This window comes from Bradyrhizobium sp. 132 (assembly GCF_023074185.1).
Classification (GTDB): domain Bacteria; phylum Pseudomonadota; class Alphaproteobacteria; order Rhizobiales; family Xanthobacteraceae; genus Bradyrhizobium.
Genome location: NZ_JADPKY010000114.1, coordinates 49,674 through 72,979, shown reverse-complemented (window position 1 = coordinate 72,979; position 23,306 = coordinate 49,674). Strand labels below are relative to the sequence as shown.

Here is a 23,306-nt window from a genome sequence, read left to right as displayed (position 1 = left end):
AGGCAGCGACCGTCCTCTCTATCGGACCCAAAATGGTGTTCCCTCAAGGCCTGGGGAATGAAGCTGGCGAGCGGATCGGTATGAAAAAGGCAAAGGTGTCATTCGGCCTGCAATATTTGCAAGCCGATTGACAGCGATAGGCCGAACGCATCTGGCCGACGCGGTCGCTAAACAGGGCGCGACGCATCGTTTTAGGACGAGTGTCATAGGCAAGCGGGATGTTCTCGAGTGGGCCTGCGGGCGCCAGTTCCCGCAAGCCTCGTAGAACTGAAACCGGCCAATTCAAGCGAGCCGTCCTGCGACGGATGGCACTCCGGACGGCTCGCTTCAAGCCAAGTCTGCCGCTCGAAGATCCCTCGCCCGGCAGCTGTGGGCGGCGTCCACCAGGGCCGGCAGAAAGATACCTGGGCATTCCGGTGAGCATTGCTGCGCTAGGGTGCGGCCGACGGTCGTATGAAAACTCTTTCAGAAATCCCACCAGCTTACTACCATAACCTGTCCCCTCTCGTTTCCCGATGTGGAGGTTGCGATGGCGATCAGAAGGCGCGAGGTGCTTTTGGGGGGCCTGGCTTTGGCGCAATTGGCAGCGCCGCTCCCACTGAGAGGCCAAACCAGTGGGGTATCGACGCGAGCCGCCGTCGTCGTCGGCGTCAACAAGACGGGCGACTTGCCGGTCCTGCGCGCGGCTGCCTCCGGTGCAAAGTCGGTTGCTAGCTGGCTGAGCGCCGAAGGCTTCGAAGTTAAATTGATCGATGATGATGATGGTCGAGTCGTCACGGCAGACAGTATTAAACGTGCCGTCACGGAGCTGGTCAATCGAGGCACGCTCACTCAGCTTCTTATCTACTTTTCGGGGCATGGCGTCGCATTTGGGACGAGTGAATTTTGGCTGTTGACAGGCGCGCCCGACGACTTAGCCGAGGCAGTCAGCGTCACTGAGTGTATAGATCAAGCCAACCGAAGTGCCATTCCAAACGTCGTCATCATTTGCGACGCATGCCGGTCAATCCCAGACTTTGACACGACCCTTCTTCATGGAACGGTGCTTTTTCCCAGAGGGAGCTTTGTACCCGGCGTCCAATCGCCCGACGTCGATCGTTTCTTTGGGACTCGGCAGGGTGCTCCCGCATACGAATTGAAGATCGCAGCCGATGACTATGCGGGGGTCTACACGTCGACCCTCTTGGACGCATTCAAAAGCCCGCGGGCCGGGATGGTGACTAAAGTCAGGGACGTGGACGTGATATCCAATCGCGCCCTTAAGACCTTTCTGCTGGAAGAAGTGCCGACGCGCTTAAAGGCTGCAAATTCGAAGGTCATTCAGTACCCGGATTCGAAGATCGAATCTCCCGAAAGCGTATACATTGGCCGAGCAACAGCTCAACCGAGACCCACTCCGACTCCGACTCCGACGCCGACTCCCGGGCCGACGACAGGCAATATAACCGTCTCGGACATAGCCAATCACCAGTTTAGCCTCACGCGCGTTGGCCCCTTGGCTTCCCTTCGCGATCTAAACGTCCAGGCTCTCGATCGAGCTTTCGCAGACAGCGAACTCCGTCGAGTACAACGCGAACTTCTCGATACCAAGAAAGCCGATTCCTTTGACACGGAGACCGGTCTTTTCGTGGTTGGCGCTGGCGTGCGCGCGGTGTGGGTCGCAGGCGATCAAGGGGGAGACATCGTCGACGCAGGGGACGGGAGAGAGCGCCCCGCCATGATAAGCATTCCCGGCGCATATCCCCAACCGGTCACCACAGCTTTGATGTTTGAGGACGGTTCGGGCACTGTCGTCGCCGCGCTACCTGGATTTATAGGCTCTCTAACCGTGAGGAACGGACAGGTGACAAGCGTCGCGTATGCACCGTCCCCGCGAGGCTCCCGTCGAGGCGAGTACGCAGGCGAAAATGCTCGGCTTGAAGAGCTCCGGGCCTTGGCAGCTGCGTCAAGCAAATTCGGTGTTTTTCGCATCGAGGGAGATAAACAAGCGAGAACTGATGCTGGTGGACGCCTGGCAAATCAAATTCGTGTTCTCAAAAGCGTCGACCCGACATTGGGACTTTACGCGGCGTATGCCTACGCAGACGCCAATCTTCCTGATCAAGTACGATCGGTTCAATCCTACATGAGGGGAGATCTTGGAGCTGATTTATTTGACGTTGCACTGCTTGCTGACAAATTGACAGGCCAACGGATCGAGGGACTGCGAAACTCAGTCGTGCCCTTTTGCCCTATGTTGACCCAAGGATGGCAATTGCTCCGCGTTAGAGAAGTTACCCTGGCCGAGAATGTTCAGCGCGCGCGAGATAGCTTGCGGCCGGGCTTGTGGACGACGTTTGGACCGCCCGGCGTGGAGTTTATCGGCAGAGCTATCCAAGCCGCGCGATAGTGGTTTTATTCACTTTGGGGGAAAGACGATGGTGACTCGTCGTGATTTGCTTTCAGCAGCCGGAGTTGGCCTGGCAGCCTCGATTCTTCCGCTCCCACGCGCGCGGGCCGCTAATCTTGCCCCTGTACGACTAGTGTTGGTGCATGGCCGATCGCAGCAAGGGCGCGATCCCGGTGAATTAAAGTCAATTTGGATGGATACGCTCCAGCGCGGCGCCGCGAAAATCAAACGCAGCCTTCCGGATAGTCTCGAGGTGGTGTTTCCCTATTATGGGGACAAGTTGGATGAACTCGCCCGGCAGTCCGAGCTACCCTTGACTAATGACGTTCAGGCCAAGGGGAATCCTGTAGATGACGATTTCCTGAAATTCCAAGCATCGGTCGCCGAGTCCATGCGCCGTGGTGCAGGCGTAACGGATGCTCAGGTTCAACAGGAGTTCGGGAACAACACAACCGAGCGGGGCCCGCAGAATTGGGCGTGGGTTCAGGCACTCATTCGTGCGATTGATCGACATGGCGGTGGAGCTAGCCAGACCACAATCGAGACGATCATGCGAGACGTATACCTTTATACAACACGTGCCGGCGTCAGGGACGAGGTCGACCGTATCGTCGGACCTGCGTTAAATGAAAAACCCTGTGTCGTGATTGCCCATTCGCTAGGAACTGTAGTTGCCTACAACGTACTACGCACGGACCGCCGTAGCTTAAACGTGAGGGCGTTCATAACCGTCGGCTCACCACTCGCTATTAGAGCTATACGAGATCAACTGCGCCCAATCGGCTTTCCACCGCCAGCGAAAGCTTGGTACAACGCGTTTGAGCCGAGGGACGTGGTCGCTCTGTACCCACTCGACGCAGCCAATTTCCCGGTAAACCCAGCCATCGAAAACTACGGCAGCGTCAGGAATGGTACCGATAACCGGCACGGAATAATCGGGTACTTGGACGACCCGGACGTCGCCAAGCATGTCTTGGATGCCTTGACCGTATGATCATTATCTTTCGAGATAATGCGCCGGCGGATACTCTCGAGAAAAGGCCCGACCGGACAAAAATTTCTTTGGATCGTAGGTCCAAAACTGGCTTACGAACGGATATGTCTTGATTGGCTCGTTTCCGAGTAGCGCCGTGTTGCTTCGGGATATTCGCGAAGCTTTCGCGATGAAGATGATTCCAACAACGTTCCCACGTTCGTCGAATTTGACGGGACCGCGGATCGTGTCAAACACCTCAGATCCACGCAGCGTCTCGGTAAACCTCTGTCGGTCCTCGATATCACCTCCGAGTTTTTGCAAGGCTTGCTCTAGCACCGCGCCAAACGTGTACGCCGCAGCAGCATTGAGGCCAGGCGCCGAGTTAAATTCGCGCCGCATTGAGGTCGCAAACATCCGGTTCGCCGAAAACTCGAAATCAGGCAAATACCAACTGGACGATATAGTTCCAACTAGGTCGTCGCCGAACTGGCTCTGGGCTGCGTCCAAAAGGGAAGCATCCAGAGGGGAAGTTGGCAAGGATCGGAAGCCTAACACTGAACCGCCCCGGGTTTGCCGGAGGCTCCAACTCCTGAGAGGATGGAGCCATGACGAGCAAGACGACAAACAAGTTTTCACCCGAGGTCCGGACCCGAGCGGTTCGGATGGTTCTGGATCACGCCAGTGAGCACCCGTCACGCTGGGCGGCAGTGATGTCGATCGCGGCCAAGATCGGCTGCACGCCGCAGACGCTGCATGACTGGGTCAAGAAGGCCGAGATCGATAGCGGGCAGCGGGCCGGCGTTCCGACCGACACGGCCGAGAGGCTGAAGGCGCTCGAACGAGAGAACCGCGAGCTTCGGCAGGCCAATGAGATCCTGCGCAAGGCAAGCGCCTATTTTGCGATGGCGGAGCTCGACCGCCGGTCCAAGCCATGATCGCCTTTATCGAGGATCATCGTGGGGCGCATGGGGTCGAGCCGATCTGCAAGGTGCTGCCGATCGCCCCCTCGACCTATCAAGCCCATGTGGCCAAGCGGCGAGATCCCGCCAGGCTGTCGGCGCGCGCCCGGCAGGATGCTGCGCTGAAGACCGAGGTCCGGCGCGTCTTCTATCAGAACTTCGGCGTGTACGGCGTGCGCAAGGTCTGGCGGCAGCTCAAGCGTGAAGGGTTCGATGTTGCCCGTTGTACCGTGACGCGACTGATGCGGGACATGGGCCTACAAGGGGTCATCCGCGGCAAGCCCGTCAAGACCACGATCAGCGACAAGGCCGCGCCATGCCCGCTGGATCACGTCAACCGCCAGTTCAAGGCGCCGAGGCCGAACGTCCTCTGGCTCTCCGACTTCACCTATGTCGCGACCTGGACCGGCTTCGTCTACGTCGCCTTCGTCATCGACGCCTATGCCCGCAGGATCGTGGGCTGGCGAGCCTCGCGCACGGCGCATGCAGGCTTCGTGCTCGATGCGCTGGAGCAGGCATTGCATGATCGACGGCCGGTCCATCGTGGCGGGCTCGTGCATCATAGCGATAGGGGCAGCCAATACGTATCCATTAAGTACACCGAGCGCCTGGCCGAAGCCGGCGTGGAGCCCTCCGTCGGCAGCGTCGGAGACTCCTATGACAATGCTCTCGCCGAAACGATCAATGGACTTTACAAGGCGGAGGTGATCCATCGGCGCGGACCATGGCGCAGCTTCGAGGCCGTCGAGTTCGCGACGCTGGAATGGGTGGACTGGTTCAACAACCGAAGGCTCCTCAAGCCCATCGGCAACATCCCGCCGGCCGAAGCCGAGCAACGCTACTACGCCATGATGGAACACCCCGCCATGGCGGCATAACTTAAACCAAGTGGCCTCCGGCAAACCCGGGACGGTTCAGACCCCTTGTAGGCCCATGTCCCGCAAGCCTCATTGCCTCGTTCGCGAATGGGATCGCCAACGATAAGGGCGCGGTGCACGCTGCTATTACGCAACCATGGTCCAATGGCCAAGTGAAAGCTCACATCGCCAAGCTCAAGCTGGTCGAACGGCAGATGTACGGGCGCGCTAAGCTCGATCTTCTTCAGGCTAGGCTGATTGGCGCGCCATAAAAACAATCACGATCATCGAATATGCGTCAGAGCCCCGATTGGATGCCGATTACCCCGAACACTGGTTTGACTAGGTCGCAACAGAAGCTTAATGTCTTGATTTCAGTGGGGCGCTGGAAGCCAAAAGCTTGAACTAAGCGGCAGATCTATCGAAGCCCTTCCATAGCGAGCCGCAGCGACTTCGGGATGCGCTGCGCCTTTCCGGCTGAAATAAACGCCACGCGTACACGCGCCGTGACTAGGAGATCGTCTCCGCGCCTGCATTCCTGCAGCAACGCAATCGACGCTCCCCTCACCTCTTGCGGGATTGTGACGACGTCAAGCAGGTCATCCAAGACCGCCGGTTTTAGAAAATCGATCGTCATGGAGCGGACAACGAAGGCAAAGCCGGGCGCATCTTTCTTGGCTTCTCTGAGTAGCGCTTGCTGAGTGGTTCCGAGCAGGCGCAAGTAGTTCGTTCTACCGCGTTCCATGAAGCGCAAAAAATTTGCGTGATAAACAATCTGACCGGAGTCAGTATCTTCGAAATAGACGCGGACCTGCATATGATGGCCGCCGTCGCGAATTTCGCCATCAAGAGAAGCTGTCACAGTGCGGTTTCCCTACTGCCGTTCTGGGACGAATTGTCTTGCACAGAGGCGCGTTCCGCAGCAAGTGCCAATGGGCTTGGTGCGTGCAGGTTGAGGCTGCCCGGCGCAAGGCCGGTCGGAGACCGGTTGCTTTGCGAGAAGCCGGCATCCCCCTATCCAGGTTTCGGGCAAGTCCCGCACGCACGGCTGGTTTGCAGAGCTCTTATCGCTGCTCAGCAATCCCCGAGGACCGAGGTCGCCCCACTGGCAAGCGCCTTGATCTCCGCGTACATCTCCGCTTCGCAGGCCAAAGTCGGGATTGCCCGGCAGTGCGGATTGTTCAGCAAGCAGTCCTATTCCGCGAATCCTACCATTCATAGCAGTTGTTAAACTCCGACCGGTCAGCCATCGCGGCTGGATATTCCAGGTGAGATGGTCATGGAGATCGATGAAACCGGGCAGAATGATCCACGGTACCTTGACCGAAGAGTCGGCCGCGCCGATGCTCTGCGCCCGAGTTCGTCGCTCGGTACGACACGCACCGCGCCTGGCAAGTCCGCGCCGAGCGCTGCCAATAGATCGAAGTCGCTCCGTGGCCACCGCGCCGCAAGAAAGCGACGAGTTCATTTGCATATCCGTCACGTGCCGGGACGCTGCCTTCATGAGCCGAGCGATTCGGTCGTAAGGTGGCCGTTGGAGCAGATGTTCGAGTTCGGCATGAGAGGCCGCCAACGTCATTCAACATTCCGCGTTGTCGTGTTCAGCCGTGTCCGGCTGAAGACGTTAATGTCCGGGACCAGACACTGAGGCGCGAGTATTCCGTCAGTGGACACGAAGCACATGGTTTTGCCCTCTTCAAGCCAGGCTCGCAAATGTCTTTAGTGGCACGTGTATTGCTGGGACACCGTAAATGGATCCGCACGACCGTGACGATCTCGCATTCGCCGGCCCAGGAGTTCATATGAAACTTGCTCGACTCAATGCCTTGGACCTGCGCTATTGAGTGCGGTCCCGCCTAAAGCTTTGCCGCGTCCCTCGCGGATGCCGCTGTCGTTCTTCGCGTCGGGTAACTGTCAAGACCACCAGACACGACTAGCATTGAGCGCGCTTACTCCCGAGCAAATCCGAACCAGTGTGACACGTTTGGGCGGCTCTGTGTCGAATGCATGCAGCGGCATGCGAATGTTGGCGTCGGACCGGGAGGAAACCAAATCAAGCTTGGTCTCGAGCAATGGCCGCTTCCTGTCGAAGAGGGGAGCGGACAGTAGTTGTTCAATGGCACGCTGGAGCAGATCGAGCTCGGCGCCCGACCCGGCCCGGCGCGGGTCACACTCGAAGGTGGAGCACCATTTTCTCCAGCAGTATTCGCACTCCTCAGCGCCTGAAGTCTTTCCTCGGTGCCGTTTCGCACCGCCCGAAGGACATTCGGCCTCGGCCACGGCATTTGTCTTCCTCGCCGAACCATAATCATCCCGCGTGTCCCCGAGCGGATGGCGACACTCGGCCTGCTCTACGGTGGTTGCCTCGAGTAGGAGCCGACAAATCCGCGTCTGATCGAAATGCACGACTTCAGTAACGAGCCCGAGCTTAAGAGCGCGATGTGACACGAGCAACGAAGCTGCCATCGGGCCTTGCCTTCACAAGAAAGCTAGAGGAGTTTAAAAAAATGCGTGCGCCGTCCTATTCCGAGGCCTTGGAATTCGCGATCGACCGCTCGTACGACATTAACCTTGACATGTTGAGGTCACGGAATTTGCACCTTGACATGCACAACGATTATCTTGTCGGCACATATCCGCCTCTCAAGGCAATGGGCGACCTGAATGCCGAAAAGTTGTTGCTTCAGGTTTCGTCGTCAATTGATCTCTATTTTCACATGCCCTTCTGTGATCAGTATTGTACCTTTTGCCACTTCGCCAAGGAAATCAATCCATCTTCCGGGCGAGTGGAGCGCTATCTGGCGGCTTTAGATAAAGAGATGAGTTGGTCGGACGCAGCGCTGGGTGGCAGAGCTGTTGAGACTGCTTTTTTTGGAGGCGGCACTCCCTCGTTCTTAACCAACCGTCAACTCGAAACGCTATTTGGCATGATTAGCCGGCGCTTTGACTTGTCTAAGTCGGAAGTGAGTTTCGAATTGCATCCCTCTCTTGCAAAGCAAGTGGACGCTGCAGATCGCATATCCACACTGCTTAGAGCCGGCGTAAACCGCTTCGTATTGGGCGTTCAGAGTTTAGATCCGAGCATTTTACGCATATTGAACCGCGGGCACCACGTGGACGAGGTAGTACAACTCGTAAAGTTACTGAATGAGATGGGCGTTCAGAATCTGTCGCTTGATCTCATGTATGGGTTGCCGCAGCAAACGCTCCGGAGCTGGTACGACTCACTTATCGGCTTACTGGATATGGGAATAGAGAAGTTCAATGTATTCCCATTGATGTTTAAATCTACAGACCCCGTAGCCCGCCATTTGGCTAGCGGACGATATCAATTTGCCGGGGCTAAGGAGCGCATTATCATGCATTTTATGGCCGAGCACATCCTCACGAAACTCGGCTATCGCCATGGGCCGATTTTCTATTGGAGTAAGCAGTCGCAGCCGCACTCAATTCAACAGAGCCGCAAATACGATTCCTGGAACGACAATAATCTGGTCCCGTTTGGGGTTGCCGGGTTTGGTTACATGAGCCAGTGCCAGTTCTATAACGAGGCAGATTTAGATCGCTACCTATATAGGGTTGAGGCGGGCGAGAAGCCTGTGTGGAAGGGTGTTGTCCTGTCGCAAGATGATCTCATGCGCAGAACGGTAATGTTTGCCCTGCGAAGCAGTGGGGTGTTGCTCTCCCGCTTCGAGCGGGAGTTTGGGGTGTCGATCGAGAAATGCTTTGGCCGCGAGCTTGAACTCTTGAACGCGGCAGGACTCATCTGCATTTCAAACGGCCTGCTTTCGCTAACTGCCGCCGGCACTATCAATTCGGGCGCCGTATCGCTCCTATTTTTCTCGAACAATATACTCGAGCGGGTCGCGTACAACGACAGTAGGATAAGAGACAAACGAACTGATCTGCTCGAAAAGCACGATTACTCACCGGCCGCACGATACGGGTCAAGTGCCGAAATGCAAGTTGCGTTTCGATGAAGTCGCGTGCGCGCTCATTTATGGTCGCTCCTTTTTCCGTTTCCACCCCGCAAGGCTCGCCCTGCCAGGCGGAGGAGATATTTTCGCATCTGTCCGATAGCATTGATCGCCGGCAGCGAGAACGCCCGCTTGGGCTTGTCAGCAATTTTGTCGCCGATCAACTGCCGCACTGCATTGCGGAGATCAAATGCAGTGAACGACCAGATGAAGCGGTTAAGGCTCTTGGGCGTAATATCAACGCGCTGATTGCGGAGGCGGACTATGAAGCGCAGCTGCTAAGTCTGCCGCAGTCGGACTTCGAGATCGCTAAGACAGACATCCAATATCTCGTAAATTGTGCTTATCAGATGTCTGCGTTTGCCGGCCTTCATCCCGTGGACGCCGAGCTGACGGTGGGAGAGGTACTGATCCGCCTTGCGCGCTCGACTTGTCAACGGCGGCCTGGCATTGAGGTCCTCTCCTATGAAGATATGATCCTTACGAATCCGCTGCAGAACGATCCACGCGTATACTGCCTCGGCGCGGCCGGCGTCGAGGAGCGAGATTTTTGCTTGGGCCACCAGATCATCGAGAGCGAATTGCAGTCAGCAATGGACGCTCTGCTCAAGTTGCGTGATGTGGCCGACGTGGATGCGGGGCAATGTCTTGCGACATGCCTGGAGCGCCTTGAGTCAGCAAACAATGTTCTGACGCGCTTTTATGAACATATGTCGCCGGACTTATTTGGCCAATTTCGTGTGTTTTACGGAAAGAATCCTTATAAGAATACGCTTGGTCCAAGCGGCCGCTTCTCGGCCCGTATCGTGGCGGTCTCGGTGCTACTGGTCGGTGAAGAACTCTTCCACCAGAAACCGCAATTTTATAGGGATCTGTACCGGCTGTCCGAATATTATCCGCAGAGATGCATTCACGAGGTATTCCGCTGGCTGTCGTCAGGTAAAGGGAGTGCACCGCTCAAGCCAGGTTGGCTAAAGGGGAAAGCGGACTTTCCCAGGGTTGCGACCATTTCGCCAGTCGTGGAGCATCACGGCGGCGAAATCGGAACGCTGCGCACGTCCTGTGTTTGTGCACTGGATCGGTTTACCCGGATGCATCGTAGTACGGCCTTAAAATATACGGTTGAGCCGGGTCGTCCAGTTGTCGGAGTTGAGGTATCGGAAAGTGTTGAGGCTGTCCTTTCTCAGCGGCTGTTGACAGAGGCGCGCCCGTAAGCCGACGGTGGTCTCTGCGTGGCTAAAAACAAAGGCGCAGGCGTCCGCCACCGGTCGAGAGGTAATAGTCGATGTCTCAAGACGAACTGATCCTTCGTCGGTTCGAGTCCGGGGATAGCGATGATGCATGGCATCTGCACAGAAGCGCATCGCAGGATGTTGGTGTGTGTGGCCCGGAAGGGGCTTGGGAGGATGATTTACGCAATATCGGGGAAGTATACATCGCCTCGGGCGGTGACTTCGTAGTTGCGCATATTGGTCCCCGGTTCGCTGCCATGGGTGGGCTGAAACCTTTTGATGATGATATCGCAGAACTAAAACGTATGCGGGTCGACCCCGTCTTTCAGCGACGAGGGTTTGGAAGGAGGGTTCTTCGTGAATTGGAGTCGCGAGCTGTTGCTCTCGGTTTCAAGTGGATAATGCTCGATACAACAACGATCCAAGTAGGGGCCCAAAGACTTTATGAGAGCGCTGGCTATGTTCGCCGCAGGGAAGGGATGTTGCACGGATATGCAGTGATCTTCTACGAGAAGCGGCTCATTTGGCCAGGAATGCCCCCCGCTGAGCAAATGAGGTTGTGAGACCGGACAATCCAGTGAAGCTCTACGGACGCGCAACGAGCACAAATTCAATCACTTGCCCCCTGACTAGCCGAAATGCCCAATCTCGCTCCTTGGGAATGACGTGGAATGCGCTCAGATACAACCGTATCATCCGCGAGGACTTTCTCATTGAGCTTCGCGAGATCTGCGATCGGAATGAATCGTGTCACTGTAGCTGACAAGGACGTGAAGGTTTCGCGACCGATAGGCCTCGAACGCACGCACAAACTCACGTCTGGCCGAGCCAGCGTTGCATTCAAAACGAGAGCTGATACGGTGCGCCAGCGGCGGATAGGCGAAGACGCTCTGGAGTGTCGTGGGCTCGCGACGTGAGCCTTGCCAGCCGGCATACAAATCCACCTCGATTCAACCGCAACATTCTGTTGCGTATGGAATCCAAAAGTCCGCTCTTGGCGATGCGGGTGGTGGATGCACGGGCGCGTCCAATCGCCCCCTACCAGCTTGTGGTGGTCGCCCTTCCAGATCGTGATGCTACTCGGGCGTATCGACCGGTTGCGTGCCGTAGCGCTCGCAGGCTCTCGACCAAGGACCCAGCTCGCACCCTTCTGGATCACGATCGAGTACCAAACCTGCATCAAGCAGCTGCGGATCGTGTCTCACCAGCTTCGTGGTGCTCACGCCCGTATTCGGGTCAACTACCATTCGGTAGTCTCGTTCAAGCAGCTCTCGCAGGCGCTCGATGCGAGCGAACCGGAATGGATGGACCGGTTTAATCATCGGGCCAGGCTCGATCGGGCCAGGCTCCTCGGGTCGAATGCGAACAATTGGATGATGAAAATGACGGCGGGCGACGGGTTACGTTCATGAGTCGAGCTGTCGGTTCTCCGCCGAATGCCAGTCCGCGCCGTAGAGGCGGATCATCTCCCGACGGGACCGCTCGATGAAGATGCGCTCAACGCAAAAGCCTGCTGTCACTGAAGCCGCCAGCGCAAGGCCGCAGACCATATAGTCATTCATGAAATTCCAAAACATGTTGCAGCCGGCAACTCCCATAAAAGTAAGTGCCATGACCGTATTGCGAAATGCCTTAACCATGTTGCCCCCAGTCAGTGGGAACTTTACCATTGCAACCATGGCGATTAGCAGCGTTTGTCCTTGTTAGGCGCCGTCTTTCTGCTCGATCGGCCTCGGTGCGCCCGCGCTGTCGATGGCCGTGGGTTCCCCATTGCCCGGCGCAGCTCATTCGATCGCGTCGGAGTCCTGGCGCGGATTGCCCGATCCGATACAGCTCGTGGACAATGACCTCTACTCTCCGCATCTCCTCCGACGACCACAGGCGTGGCACATCAAAATAACCGAGCACCGGTTCGGCGCTCGGCCGCCCAGGCGAACCGATTCGAGGATGAGAAGCGCCGAGGGCTCGACAGGGTCGGCTACGCCGCGATCCAGCGCGATTTCGAGTATATGCGCCGCATTCCTATGCCGAACGCGAGATAATGGCAGTGAATATGACCTCAAGTTGTATCACGCTAGATGATCCACGTTGCGACCTTTAAGTGACCTCTTTTGGGGCTTCAATATGAAGAGACTTCTGGGACTCTTGCTGCTCGCCCATTCCTTCTTCCTTTCCGCCGAGGCCATCGCACAGGGGCTTCCTGCCCCCTCGTACTGGAAGAATGAACGAGGTTCAGAACTTTTTGTTTGGTCCGCCAATAGCGGGGCAATACAAGGGACTTTCACAAACCATGCTCAAGGGTTTGCGTGCCAGGGCATTCCATATCCTGCATCGGGAGCCGTTAGCCCTGCTGGCTTGTATTTTGTTGTTACCTTTGCCCAGTGCAATTCCTTCACCCGGTGGGTTGGAAAGCTCAACGGGTCTCAAATGCCGACCTCATGGACGCTGTTCTACGTTGACAAGAACGGCAAGCCCGGCAAGTTGAAGGGTGCCGATACATTCACGCGCGTATGGTAGTTTTCAATCTTCTTGCTCTGTCGTGACCTTAGATTGGAAACTCACTCTCGCGAGTTTTTGGCTGCGTCTCTTCGGGAAATGTGGGCTCGCCTTCGTGGAGCACTGGCCTGTCCAGGATCAGCTTCGATGCTGGACAGCCGGCAAGTCGTGCCGAACGGCCCGGAAAAAACATCAAAGGGCCTCTCCCGAAATCCGAAAGGACATTCTGAATTTGCGTCCGAATCGCGGGCAGATCCGTGCACTACCGTTACTTTTCAGGTCCTTGTTTTGAAGCCGAGCGCGGGCTCCGGCAGATGCCGCTAATATCTGCGGCGGTCGCGTTGCCTGAGTTTGGTTGACGACGTGAATTTTCAGCTCTCGATACCCAGAATTCTCACACAGCGCGATTCGCAGGCTTCGCCGCCGGAAGTAGCCAAGGGCGCGCTCAGTCTAACCGTTCCGCGAAGCTGCTTGCTATTGCCGGTTCATGTTGCGCGGCGACAAGATCGCACGTTCGCAACGAGTACGGACTTGATCCCTCTCTAGCCATTAGGTAGATCCCGTCATTTGGAATTGGAGATACTTAGTGACAACTGGCATCGTAAAGTGGTTAAACGCGACCCAGGCTATGGATTTATCAAGCTGGATGATGGCGGAGCCGACGTTTTCGTGCACATAGGGCGGTCGAGAAGGCCGGCTATACCGTCTTGCAGAGGGGGCCTTGATCAGGTTCGAGATCAAGACTGGCAGCTCAGGCGAGGTATCGGCAGAAAATCTGCGTACAGGATGATTCGCGCTATCAGCTACATGATGCGTCAACAGTGATTCGCCTAGGGCGTCAGCATTCTTCGCGCTTACATGCCTCGATCTGACTTCGGCGAAACACTTCAGAGTCGGCAACCTCGCATGAAGGCGCACATCAGTGTTAATACGCGATCTCGTGTTTTTTCAAAACCATTATTTCTCATGTAAGAAGATTCGCAGCCGCAAGATCTTCGATTGCGGCCCCAACAGACTTGAAGAGAGTGATCTCTTGCTGCGAAAGGCGGCCAGACTTCAAACCATTGGTTAACTCATGAAGATCCCCCACAAATCATTGAGGCGTCCCACCGGCCTGGGGGCACCCGCATAGTATCTACGAACACGCGGCTGCGGCAAACAGCATCGTCGTCGGTCCACGCATTTCTGGCGTGAATGCGCCGACGAGATCGAGATGTGTTCCTGGCCTGAGGTGCTGGCCTACGATCAGCGGCTCACGTGACGTGGTGGCGCAGCTAACGATGTCCGCCACCGAGAGAGCGTCCGTCAGATCAGCAGCCGGTTTCGCCTTGAGACCCTGATGCTCAAGCGTGTCCGCGAGAGCTTGGACACGTTGCGCATTGCATCCCCAGACCAGCACGGCTTCAATCGGCCTAACTGCGCGATGGGCAACGGCCAAATAGGAGGCGAGCAGGCCGGTTACAATCAGCAGCAGCGTGCGGCTGTCGGGGCGTGAGAGATGTCGTGATGCGAGCGCGGAGGCGGCGGCTGTACGCCGATTAGTGAGTGTTTCGCCATCGATCATTGCGCGCGGCCGGCCGGTTGCCGTCGAACAGCATGTAGAGCGAGGAAAGGCAGGGAGACCGCATGCCCCGCTCTTCGGAAACACGGTCACCAGCTTCACGCCGAGTGCCTTGCCCCGCTCTCAAGCCGGCATTGTCAGGAGACGACCTGGGCTTGCAGCGGTACCAACATTATAGCTCTGCCGCACTGGCATCGCTTCTCCGCCGCGCCGGACGGCTTCGCTTAAGGCATCGATCAACCTGGGATAGTCGAGGCCGGCATCTACCTCTGGGCGGAGAAATAACGCGACATGATTTCCTCGTTTTCATTCGAAGTTCGGACGAGTTTAGCACCCGTCGCTCGATGACAGCACGGTCTATACCGCCGCCAAAGAGGCCGTCGCCAGCGTTTAAATTCCGTGTGAAGCTCGACTGAACGTACAGAACACAAAATCTCTCGCCTCGTAGCAACAGATCGAGGTCAATGGCCGTCGGAGCGCGAAGTTGAGTCATGAGCATGCCGATGACAGTCCCATACTTGGCGAACTCGTTTGAGTAATCAGAACCGGGTATCCATTAGGTGAACAAGTTGGGACCCCGCGATGTAGAAGGCTTCCCGCGCGGCACGAAAGCGTCGCCGTTCAACGGCAGTGACCGGCAGCGGAAGATCGTTCTCCGCGATCTGACCCAGAACGTACGAAGCCAACACACTGCCAAAGACTGTGCCAGGTGCGATGCCGCGACCGTTGTAACCGCTGAAAGCAACGACGTTGCGGTCGAGCTCGTGAAAGCGCGGCAGGTTGTTCGAGGTCATTCCAATCATGCCGAACCAGCCGGTTTCAAACTCGACATGCTGAAGTCCCGGAAACAGCTTGCGCAACGATCTCTGAGCCCATGCCCGGTGAACGGATGCGCCAATACCCTCAAGGGCACCAACACTGCCAAACACGAGGCGCCCGGAGCGATCCAAGCGAAATGAAGAGAGGACCTCTCGAGTGTCCCACGCTCCCTGCCGTTCAGGCAGGATCGACTTCCTCAGACCATCCGGCAGAGAACCTGTAGCAAAGTTGAAGTAGGGCAGATGGATCTGCTCCTGCCGTACCTGCGACCAAAGTCCTTTAGCATAGGCATCCGTCGCAACGATCACCCATTCCGCATCTACCGATCCGCTTTCTGTGCTAATCCTCCAGCGCAGGCCGTTGTGTTGCGCAGTAACAGCCTCGCTCTGTGTGAATATCCTAGCCCCCGCTGCAAGCGCGGCTCTCGCTAGACCGTGCACATAGGCCAGCGGCTGTATCGTCCCGGCGCGCTTATCGAGCAGCGCCCCGCTGTATTCGCCACCGCCGACTTTCCTGCGTGTCTCATCTGCATTTAGCACTACGACAGGGGCGCCACGCTTCTGCCACTGTTCGGCGCGGGCCTCGATCTCTTGCAAGCCCTTACGTCCGACGGCACAATGCAGGGTACCGGCACGTTCCACTTCACATTCGATGCCATGCTTTTGGATGAGGTCGAACACCTTTTGCGGTCCACGGCCGAGTTGTTCAATCAACCGTTCGCCGAACGGGACGCCGAGCGTATCCGGAAGGGTGTCAGGCATCACCCACATGCCCGCGTTAACCAGACCGACGTTCCGGCCCGAACCGCCGAACCCAATTTCGGACGCCTCCAACAGCGCGACGCGCGCCCCTCCTTCGGCGAGATGAAGTGCAGACGACAGCCCGGTATATCCAGCGCCAATCACGATCACATCCGCTGCGGTGTCACTGGCGAGGGAAACAGTGTCTGGCGCCGGTGGCGCGGTGAGAGCCCACAATCCATGTGATGCTGAATTGTTTCGCATCCAGCAATCCTCATACTATTCTTGGTTCTTGATCAGCCCAGGTCGTGCTGCAATCAGTGCCGCGCCTAAGGGTCAAGGATGGGTACCATTTCGTCGATATGTGCATCGATCCGTTCGAGAACCTGCCCAGGCACGACGTCGCGTTCTGGAAGAACTGACCACCTGTCGCGCACGGCCGCCGCGGTCTCAGCTACAGCCGTCACCACTGCCCCCTCTGGAAGACGGCTGCGGTTCGCGAAATTGCGCCAGCGCTCTGGAGTCAGGGCCTTGAATGACTTTTCGCCCGCAAGGCTCAATGCTAGACCATCTTTCGGGATATACGAAATTGTTGAGAGCACGTCGTAGATTGGCGCCAACGTAGGCCTCCGTCCGTCTCCAGGATACAGTAACGACCAATTCTTGAGATGCATGTCGCCATTGCCGGTGATCGCGGTGAGCGCAAGACGACGGACAAATTCGATCGCGGAATCGAACGAGACACCGCTGTTCAGCGCGGCCGCGATATTGTGATACGCCGCACCGGTATATTTCTCGGACGGATAGCGGCCGAAGACCTGTGCAAAGTCCTCCATATGCACGCGCGCTGCATCGGCACCGCGATCGAAGCGACGGACAAGAAGCACTTTGCCCGTGGACATGGTGTTAAACTCTTCCGGAATGCCGGCGAAATCCGTCTTTTCGACGAGCTCACGTGCAGGCACTTCCATCCCTAGCGCTTCCGCTAAGGCTAGGATCGCGAATTCGTTTTCCGAAAGCCCAATGTGGGTGAGGGAGGGAAATTTCGCGATGTACTGCCCTTGCTCATCGTCGACGGCCAGCGTGATCCCCCCTTCTTTTCCGGTATTTTTGATGACGGAGAGCTTCATCTGGACACCGGCGAGCGAAAAGCGCGCCTTCTTCTTGCCTTCTGATTCTGGCCCGGCCAGAACGGGAACGCCGTCGCTCGGCAACGCTCGTACCGCTCCCGGTAGATTTGTCCCCAGTGCTGCCAAGAGATCGAAGTCGTTTCCAGGTCTTACTGACGCTGCGTGGTGCTTTTCCATTGCTTCGCGCAGTTTCTCTTCGGGCAGCAAGTTCGCGAAGAACGGCGGCAGCGCGCCGCGTATGGGTTTGGGATCCCGGCGGAGGCTGCCATCCGCCGAGCGAAGCGACAGGCTGAAAATCGGAGGGTCGTTCAAGCTCCGATACGCGGGCAAGAGATTGAATGCGCTGTAGTCGCCCGGCGTTCGCACGAGCGTGCCGACGGCAAGATCGTTTAATGAGATGTCGAGCGATTGGATACGTTCAGCCGCGAGGACAGGCTTATTCATGCTCCTCCTCAACATCTGACGTGAACGCAGGATGGTCATCATCGCCCGTAGCTGGCTGCAGCATTGATTGAATAGCCGGTACCATCGCTTGCGGAATCAGCATCATTTCCATGCCAAGGGCGCGAGCAACGTTGACGAGTGTCGTTGCGCGCGCTGCAGCGGCACCCGTTTCAATGTCGCGATAGCGGGGCCTGCTAATGTTCGCCCGGAGGGCGACTTGCTCCTGGGACAGGCCAGCAGCCCTTCGCGCTCTGCGAAAGTGCAGGCCAAGTTCCTCGAGCAGCGGGCTTGGAGCCGAAGCCATGATATGTTCCCGGATCATTAACCCCGAAATGATATGTAAACAGATCGCAGATCGCAGTCAAGCGAAACGTGAACAGATCTTCTTATCGATAATGATCCTTAAACATATCTTGTTCCAGCGGCATTGTCGTCTAAACTGTTGACTCTGCTGCCAGAATGGCCCTTGGGGCTAATGCGCCTGACGCGATGAAGGAGCCAGATCTTATCGCCAGGTTGACACAGATTCCCATGGCGCTCGCGTGCATTGGGCGCATAGGAATGGCAGCCAGGGAACGAACCCGATCCTGGACCGCGGTGCGTCGCTTTTATGGAACGCCAGTTGAAAGCGGTCGGTAGATGGATCATCGAAGTTCTTCCATGACGCGCCGTCCTAGTGGCGTCGTGCCGAGTCGTTTCCGTGAGGCGCCTTTGGCGCCAAGCAAGTCCGTATTGCCAAATCAATTCCGATGTCCGCCGGCCCGCCTCGATGTAGCTACGAAGCGTCGAACTACCTATCAATTCGTTTTTCATTCTTCGACATGCTTCCCATGACGGCCAATAGCCTGCGGGCGTGACCGGGCCGCTGACGTGGCCACTCGCAGGGCCGCAATGCGAGCGGAGTGGTCTCGGCTAGCTACCAGCAACTTTTCTTCTATTCGCGTTGATATCCAATCCTACGACGCGCAATTAACGTGTTCCTATGCAACATCAACCGGAGCATGATGGTCAAATCGGCGGCACTCGACAGGGAAAGTTCGACGACTGCGTTGATTCTCTTGACGTCCCCGCCCAAGAAGCGACCAGGCGAATACACAAGAGCCTCGCTCGCTTCAATCGTGAGAGTTGACGATGGGCCACTTGAAGGAGACGCTCCGCACCATGAAGCGACCTCGGAAGAATCGCGGCATGCCGCCGCCCGCGACGTTCGATATCGATTCGCTGCCGGGCAGCTCAAACTTAACGGCATTAGAAACGGCCGCCGTGATCCGGCGCACGCCTGGAGCCCTGGAGCTATGGCGGCGCAATCCGAACCACCCGCTGAAATGGCGCTACGTCGATGGCCGCCCGCTTTACCGAGTTGATGCGGTGCGCGACTATCTGGCCGGACGCGATGAGACAACTAAGTCGTTGCAGCCGCATAATGCTCGCGAAGACGGCCAAGCAATTCGGCCTTGATGGGATCGAGCGGATTCGTCCGCTGCAGGCGCACGACCTTGCCTCCCCGTTTAGCGCCGACCAACTCCGCGATGTAGTCATGAGCAGCTTCGAACGCCATCTTGCGGATGATCCACTGTTCGTCGTGATTGTAGACCTGATCGATCCCGCGCGGCTTTTGCCCGACACACAACCGCTGGATTTCGTTGTCATAGCCGCAGCGTGACATGATGGTTCGCAAGCTGCGCCTTAAGTCATGCATTGTGAACTTGGCGACACCCGCTTCCTTGACCAGGCGGTCGACCAAGTTTGTGAAGCCCGACATCTGGCCGCCGGTCTTCGGTGACGGGAAGACATAGTCCGACGTCGCACGCTGGAAATGTTTTGCGGCCGTAAGCACCTCCTCAACGAGGTGGGTACGCGGCACGTCGTGGTAAACGCCCATCTTGGTCCATGCTGCCTCGAAAGTGATGCGGTCATCCATGACGTGATTTTGCCACTCGATCATGGCTGGCTCGCTGCGGCGCGGGCCGCCAAGTAGGCACATTCGTGTCAATAGCCCAAACGTCCCAAGCTTGCCGGATGCGTGCCAGACTTTGATGATCTCCTCGTCGAGCAGCGCCCGGCCCTTCGTTCGGCGCCCGACCCGCTGCGCGCGCGTCTCCTTGGGCACGCGATAGCCGGCGAGCACGTTGTGCTCGACGTAGCCTTCGCCGACGCACCATTCGAGGAACGTGTGCGTGTGCTTGCGCAAGTCCTTTGCTGCGCCGCGCTTGCCGGTCTTGCCGATCCTGTCCACCGCCGCCATGATTTGCCGTCGCGTGAGCTCGGCGATGGCGAGGTCGAAATGATCTTTCAGACCGCGTCGGAGTGCCGACATAGCCGGTTTCCAGTTGACGACCTGGCGCCCGGTCAGGGACATTTCGTAGGGGCCATCTTCAACGATCAAGGTCGCCAGTGTCGTGCACTGCCGCTCGGCCAGCGCTTGCCGCTTCGCCTCGCGCTTGCCCTCATTGGGATCGATCCCAATGACCACCTCCCCAGCGACGACGGTGGCGGCCCTGCGCGCGGCCTTCTCATTGAATTTGGGCCATGCACCCAGCGTCTTGCGTTGGGTGCCTTTCGTCCCAGGCTTCGTGAACATGAAGACCCAGGTCCTGCCACCCGTCGCGCGCATCCTGATCGCGAGCCCCGGCTGCTCTGTGTCGTGCAGATAGTGCTGCGATTTGCCCGGCGGCAGCGTCGCCGCACGGATGGCCGCGTCAGTGAGTCTCAGGTAGTTCGTCGTTCCTTCAGCTCTGAGAGATTCTTTACTCTTTTCCATCGTTTGTGCTCTCGCTCCTTGCGCCCTGAGACGGGTCGCGGCGATCCTAGAAGAAATGGACCACAAGCCATTGCCTTCGCGTTCCCAGTTAATGTGCCCTAAGGGAAATCCTCCGAAGGGCACAGCAGGGACATACAACATGTGGTAAGGCCAACCCAGGCCACGGATGGTCCAATATGGCAACAAGTCCTTACCTTACAAGGACTTTTGCAATAAAACTATGGCTGGATTAGGTTGGCTACAGTCCACCAGTTGTGGTTCACACGGGAGAGGTCCAAGGTTCGATCCCTTGTGCGCCCACCATCCACCTTCCTGAACCTTCCAGGTTCGAACAATCCGGACACCTGACTGCTCACTGCGGCTGTCTGACCCGTCCGATTCAGAAATTCGAAAAACAACCCCATGCACAGTAGCCGACGTGAGCGAAAACAATAGGTTACGCATTTTCCGAATTCAAATTTGACTCGTCGGGCAAAACACGGGCAGGATGTGACCATCCGCTGCGATCGAAGGCTGCTCGCCCTTGCTTGAAGCAGCGAGCCGACCTGTCTTACTTGGGTCTTACCAGCGATACCTCATGGCTGCCGCCAAGCTGACAACGGCCGTCTCGACCAAGGGCCAAGTCGTCCTGCCGAAGGCGATCCGTGATGAGCTCAGCTGGCGGGCGGGTACGCAGCTCACGATCGAGAACACGCCGGACGGAGTGCTTCCAAAACCGTCCTCGCTGTTCCCCGCGGCCAGGTCGGCGGACGTCTTCGCGTCGCTCCCCTATCGGGGCAAGCCAAAGAGCGTGGCAGAGATGGAGGCGGGTATCGCCGCGGAGGCGCGACGACGTCATGCTCGCGATTGATACTGATCTCGTCGTTCGCTACCTGACGGGCAATCATCCCCAGCAATCGAAGAAAGCGAAAGCCGTGCCTTCCTGACGTTTGATCAACGCTTCGTCAGATCAGCGAAGGCGATGGGCTTCGCAAAGGTCTGGTTGCCGTAGCCGCATTCGAACGGAAGCTCAGCCACAGATCTCCATCATCGCTTTCGATCTACCGTCTCCGGAAGCGAGACCGGAGCCACCCGGGACTAGCTTACAACCTGATCGAACCGGCCTGCATCCCGCACCGTTGCAAAACATCTGGCCGGTAGCTTGCGGCTTGGCCGGCGCCGACTCGACCTGCTTCCGTTGCTCGTCCCGTTTCTTGGAGTCCTCACGCGCGGTGGCGGGCTTCCTGTCAGGGACCTTTTCACATTCGTTGTCGTCGTTGACGCGGGACCCTGCCCTGCATGTGATCCTAGAACATTGATCGCCGTCAGCTCTGAAGCCGCGATCGCACACCAGCGGACAGACGCGGCCGGGCTTGGTCTTGATCGCGTCCAGCGCGTCGAAGCTCGCAAGCTTGGCGTCAAACTTCGTCCCGGCGTGCTTGTTGAACAAGATCAGCGAGCGCTGCGACGAAGCGTTCCAGTCGCCGTCGGCTGCTGTTGCCAGACAACCGACCCGGCGCAATTCTGACTGCAGCAGCTTTGCCGTCTCCTGAGGAGACCGGCTGGGCTGTGATGAAGCGGGAGCGACGGCTGCGACTTTCTGTTCGCCCTCCACCTCCGCCTTCTTCTCCGCCGCCTGTCGGGCCGCCAGCTCGGCAGCCGCCTTGTCATTCGTAATTCTGTCGGCGAGCGCCTTCTCGGCGGCTTGCTTTTCGGCCAACGCCTTTGCGACAGCGCCTTCGGCCTCCTTGCGCCGCTGCTCGGCAGCAGCTGCTTTCGCCGCCTCGGCCCGATTGGCCTTTTCTGCCGCAAGCTTGGCGTCCTCGGCAGCCCTGGCTGCGGCGGCCGCCTTGTCCTGTTCGGCCTTCTGGGCGCGCTCGGCCACGAGCCGGGCCTTCTCATCTTCAGCCCGCCGGGCCTTGTCGGCAGCAGCAGCGCGGGTGTCCTCGACCGCTATCCGGTTCAACTGCCCCTTGGCGAGGCTCGCGTAAAAACCATCGGGATATTGCCGAGAAAAGCGGTCCAGACCTCTCGGGTGGCGATCTGGAGCGCGAGTTCGTAATCTCGGCGGATCGCGTCCTGCGGGCTCGCCTGCGGCCCTTCCGCGACCGGCTTGGCCGGGACCAGTGACACGTCATCGCCGCCGAGCGAGCCATAGACGTAAGGCTCCTGCTTGTAGCCGGTGTTCTTGGGAACATCGTCGCGGACGAAGCCGAAGGCCTTGCGCAGATCGAGTCCCGGCGTAGGGAGGCGTTCGACCAGCGCAGCCGCAAACGGACTGTTCTTGGAGTCGCCGTCCGAGGCCGTCGACCCCGCCTTCGCGGCAAACGCGATCATCGTGTTCGGGCTCGTAGGCTCGATCTTGGCGAGGCCGCGACCGATGGCGCGCGCGGCGACGGTCCGCTTCATGGTCTTGGCGAACGGGTTGTCGCGGCAGGCATCGAGAATGACGAGGCGAAGCTGCTTTGCAGGCTCGACTGCGAACAGCGCCCGGTCAAGCGCCACCGTCTCGTCAAGAACGTCACTGTCAGTCTCCAGCGCTGCGTCGGTCGGAATCAGGTAATTGGTGCCGTCCAGCTCGATGCCGTGCCCCGCATAGTAGATGACGGCCACCTCGGCATCGCGCGCTCGACCGCCAAACTCGCGCAGAGCTTTTCGTATCTCGACGGCATTCAGATCCAACTTGATGTCGACGCTGTCGAAGCCCGCCTTCTTGAACATGCCGCCGACCAGCGTCGCATCGTTCACGGGGTTGGCGAGCCGGGGAACGCTCTTGTAGGCAGAATTGCCGATGACGAGCGCAACCCGACGTTCGGCCTGCGCCGCTCCGCAGGTCAGCCAGATCAAAAGGAACACTGAAAACCAGCGAAAAGCGCCCATCGTAGCCCCAAACAGCAAGCGCGCAGCCTATGCGGAGCCTGCCGAAAGGCAAGCATCCAATCCGTGAGGCTAATCACACTCCGGGCGCAAAGAACGAAAGCCTCTT

Annotated in this window: 17 protein-coding genes, 3 pseudogenes and 1 other annotated feature; of the genes and pseudogenes, 11 read left to right on the top strand and 9 right to left on the bottom strand. The window is 57.9% G+C overall.

From position 1 onward, the window contains the following. Positions 1-529: 529 nt before the first annotated feature. Entirely contained in the window at positions 530-2,389 is a 1,860-nt protein-coding gene (locus tag IVA74_RS24345; protein WP_247348841.1) for a caspase family protein, read from the top strand. Positions 2,390-2,417: 28 nt separating this feature from the next. After that, positions 2,418-3,383 (top strand): hypothetical protein, encoded by a 966-nt coding sequence (locus IVA74_RS24340; protein WP_247348839.1) that lies wholly within the window; start codon positions 2,418-2,420, stop codon positions 3,381-3,383. Positions 3,384-3,386: 3 nt separating this feature from the next. Here the strand turns inward: IVA74_RS24340 and IVA74_RS24335 are convergent, their stop codons facing one another. Further along, positions 3,387-3,872 (bottom strand): ABC transporter substrate-binding protein, encoded by a 486-nt coding sequence (locus IVA74_RS24335; protein WP_247348837.1) that lies wholly within the window; start codon positions 3,870-3,872, stop codon positions 3,387-3,389. A 98-nt stretch (positions 3,873-3,970) separates the two neighbouring features. Between IVA74_RS24335 and IVA74_RS24330 the strand changes: the two genes are divergently transcribed. Both IVA74_RS24330 and IVA74_RS24325 read left to right on the top strand, forming a co-directional pair. After that, a protein-coding gene (locus IVA74_RS24330; protein WP_247348835.1) for an IS3 family transposase occupies positions 3,971-5,202 on the top strand; the annotation gives its coding sequence in 2 pieces (ribosomal slippage) (positions 3,971-4,262 and positions 4,262-5,202; 1,233 coding nt in all). Further along, positions 4,255-4,371, top strand: a sequence feature (AL1L pseudoknot). It overlaps the preceding gene by 117 nt. Positions 5,203-5,264: 62 nt before the next feature. Then, positions 5,265-5,453, top strand: a pseudogene (locus IVA74_RS24325) (ISL3 family transposase); the annotation flags it as partial. 146 nt (positions 5,454-5,599) lie between these two features. On the opposite strand, the gene ybgC reads toward IVA74_RS24325, so the two are convergent. Continuing rightward, positions 5,600-6,043: a tol-pal system-associated acyl-CoA thioesterase gene (gene ybgC, locus IVA74_RS24320; RefSeq protein ID WP_247348833.1), complete on the bottom strand. Its 444-nt coding sequence runs from the start codon at positions 6,041-6,043 to the stop codon at positions 5,600-5,602. A gap of 1,579 nt (positions 6,044-7,622) precedes the next feature. Here ybgC and IVA74_RS24315 point away from each other — a divergent pair. From IVA74_RS24315 to IVA74_RS24300, 4 genes are all read left to right on the top strand, one after another. Further along, positions 7,623-9,161, top strand: a complete 1,539-nt coding sequence (locus IVA74_RS24315) for a coproporphyrinogen-III oxidase family protein (RefSeq protein ID WP_247348832.1) — start codon at positions 7,623-7,625, stop codon at positions 9,159-9,161. Beyond that, positions 9,158-10,372 (top strand): hypothetical protein, encoded by a 1,215-nt coding sequence (locus IVA74_RS24310; protein WP_247348829.1) that lies wholly within the window; start codon positions 9,158-9,160, stop codon positions 10,370-10,372. The genes IVA74_RS24315 and IVA74_RS24310 overlap by 4 nt, the downstream gene beginning before the upstream one ends. A gap of 71 nt (positions 10,373-10,443) precedes the next feature. Beyond that, complete coding sequence (locus tag IVA74_RS24305) at positions 10,444-10,953, top strand: GNAT family N-acetyltransferase (RefSeq protein ID WP_247348828.1); 510 nt, start codon at positions 10,444-10,446, stop codon at positions 10,951-10,953. Between the two features lie 450 nt (positions 10,954-11,403). Then, the gene (locus IVA74_RS24300) at positions 11,404-11,802 is read left to right on the top strand and encodes a hypothetical protein (protein ID WP_247348826.1); all 399 of its coding nucleotides are present in this window, start codon (positions 11,404-11,406) and stop codon (positions 11,800-11,802) included. On the opposite strand, the gene IVA74_RS24295 is transcribed toward IVA74_RS24300, so the two are convergent. Further along, on the bottom strand, positions 11,797-12,030 hold the full coding sequence (locus IVA74_RS24295) for a hypothetical protein (RefSeq protein WP_247296097.1): 234 nt from the start codon (positions 12,028-12,030) through the stop codon (positions 11,797-11,799). The genes IVA74_RS24300 and IVA74_RS24295 overlap by 6 nt on opposite strands. Positions 12,031-12,514: 484 nt before the next feature. Between IVA74_RS24295 and IVA74_RS24290 the strand changes: the two genes are divergently transcribed. After that, on the top strand, positions 12,515-12,907 hold the full coding sequence (locus IVA74_RS24290; RefSeq protein ID WP_039798703.1) for an avidin/streptavidin family protein: 393 nt from the start codon (positions 12,515-12,517) through the stop codon (positions 12,905-12,907). 943 nt (positions 12,908-13,850) lie between these two features. Here the strand turns inward: IVA74_RS24290 and IVA74_RS24285 are convergent. The 4 genes and pseudogenes from IVA74_RS24285 to IVA74_RS24270 form a co-directional block, all read right to left on the bottom strand. Continuing rightward, positions 13,851-14,549 (bottom strand): annotated as a pseudogene (locus IVA74_RS24285) (ornithine cyclodeaminase family protein). A 437-nt stretch (positions 14,550-14,986) separates the two neighbouring features. Then, positions 14,987-16,270, bottom strand: a complete 1,284-nt coding sequence (locus tag IVA74_RS24280) for an FAD-binding oxidoreductase (protein ID WP_247348824.1) — start codon at positions 16,268-16,270, stop codon at positions 14,987-14,989. 65 nt (positions 16,271-16,335) lie between these two features. Next, positions 16,336-17,580, bottom strand: a complete 1,245-nt coding sequence (locus IVA74_RS24275) for a type II toxin-antitoxin system HipA family toxin (RefSeq protein ID WP_247348822.1) — start codon at positions 17,578-17,580, stop codon at positions 16,336-16,338. Then, positions 17,573-17,884, bottom strand: a complete 312-nt coding sequence (locus IVA74_RS24270; protein ID WP_247348820.1) for a helix-turn-helix transcriptional regulator — start codon at positions 17,882-17,884, stop codon at positions 17,573-17,575. Before IVA74_RS24270 ends, IVA74_RS24275 begins: the two co-directional genes overlap by 8 nt. Positions 17,885-18,711: 827 nt before the next feature. On the opposite strand from IVA74_RS24270, the gene IVA74_RS24265 reads away from it, so the two are divergent. Then, positions 18,712-19,038 (top strand): hypothetical protein, encoded by a 327-nt coding sequence (locus tag IVA74_RS24265; RefSeq protein WP_247348817.1) that lies wholly within the window; start codon positions 18,712-18,714, stop codon positions 19,036-19,038. Here IVA74_RS24265 and IVA74_RS24260 read toward each other — a convergent pair. After that, the gene (locus IVA74_RS24260; RefSeq protein ID WP_247348859.1) at positions 18,983-20,341 is read right to left on the bottom strand and encodes an integrase arm-type DNA-binding domain-containing protein; all 1,359 of its coding nucleotides are present in this window, start codon (positions 20,339-20,341) and stop codon (positions 18,983-18,985) included. The two genes, IVA74_RS24265 and IVA74_RS24260, sit on opposite strands and share 56 nt — an antisense overlap. A 577-nt stretch (positions 20,342-20,918) precedes the next feature. Between IVA74_RS24260 and IVA74_RS24255 the strand changes: the two genes are divergently transcribed. After that, complete coding sequence (locus IVA74_RS24255; protein ID WP_247348815.1) at positions 20,919-21,191, top strand: AbrB/MazE/SpoVT family DNA-binding domain-containing protein; 273 nt, start codon at positions 20,919-20,921, stop codon at positions 21,189-21,191. A 159-nt stretch (positions 21,192-21,350) separates the two neighbouring features. Here the strand turns inward: IVA74_RS24255 and IVA74_RS24250 are convergent. Then, positions 21,351-23,200: pseudogene (locus IVA74_RS24250) on the bottom strand (caspase family protein). Positions 23,201-23,306 lie beyond the last annotated feature (106 nt).

What these genes read in the sequence shown, in the direction of transcription:
- IVA74_RS24345 (WP_247348841.1), top strand. Translation starts at nt 530, where the DNA reads ATGGCGATCAGAAGGCGCGAGGTGCTTTTGGGGGGCCTGGCTTTGGCG.
- IVA74_RS24340 (WP_247348839.1), top strand. Translation starts at nt 2,418, where the DNA reads ATGGTGACTCGTCGTGATTTGCTTTCAGCAGCCGGAGTTGGCCTGGCA.
- IVA74_RS24310 (WP_247348829.1), top strand. Translation starts at nt 9,158, where the DNA reads ATGAAGTCGCGTGCGCGCTCATTTATGGTCGCTCCTTTTTCCGTTTCC.
- IVA74_RS24305 (WP_247348828.1), top strand. Translation starts at nt 10,444, where the DNA reads ATGTCTCAAGACGAACTGATCCTTCGTCGGTTCGAGTCCGGGGATAGC.
- IVA74_RS24300 (WP_247348826.1), top strand. Translation starts at nt 11,404, where the DNA reads ATGCACGGGCGCGTCCAATCGCCCCCTACCAGCTTGTGGTGGTCGCCC.
- IVA74_RS24295 (WP_247296097.1), bottom strand. Translation starts at nt 12,030, where the DNA reads ATGGTTAAGGCATTTCGCAATACGGTCATGGCACTTACTTTTATGGGA.
- IVA74_RS24290 (WP_039798703.1), top strand. Translation starts at nt 12,515, where the DNA reads ATGAAGAGACTTCTGGGACTCTTGCTGCTCGCCCATTCCTTCTTCCTT.
- IVA74_RS24280 (WP_247348824.1), bottom strand. Translation starts at nt 16,270, where the DNA reads ATGCGAAACAATTCAGCATCACATGGATTGTGGGCTCTCACCGCGCCA.
- IVA74_RS24275 (WP_247348822.1), bottom strand. Translation starts at nt 17,580, where the DNA reads ATGAATAAGCCTGTCCTCGCGGCTGAACGTATCCAATCGCTCGACATC.
- IVA74_RS24270 (WP_247348820.1), bottom strand. Translation starts at nt 17,884, where the DNA reads ATGGCTTCGGCTCCAAGCCCGCTGCTCGAGGAACTTGGCCTGCACTTT.
- IVA74_RS24265 (WP_247348817.1), top strand. Translation starts at nt 18,712, where the DNA reads ATGGGCCACTTGAAGGAGACGCTCCGCACCATGAAGCGACCTCGGAAG.
- IVA74_RS24260 (WP_247348859.1), bottom strand. Translation starts at nt 20,341, where the DNA reads ATGGAAAAGAGTAAAGAATCTCTCAGAGCTGAAGGAACGACGAACTAC.
- IVA74_RS24255 (WP_247348815.1), top strand. Translation starts at nt 20,919, where the DNA reads ATGGCTGCCGCCAAGCTGACAACGGCCGTCTCGACCAAGGGCCAAGTC.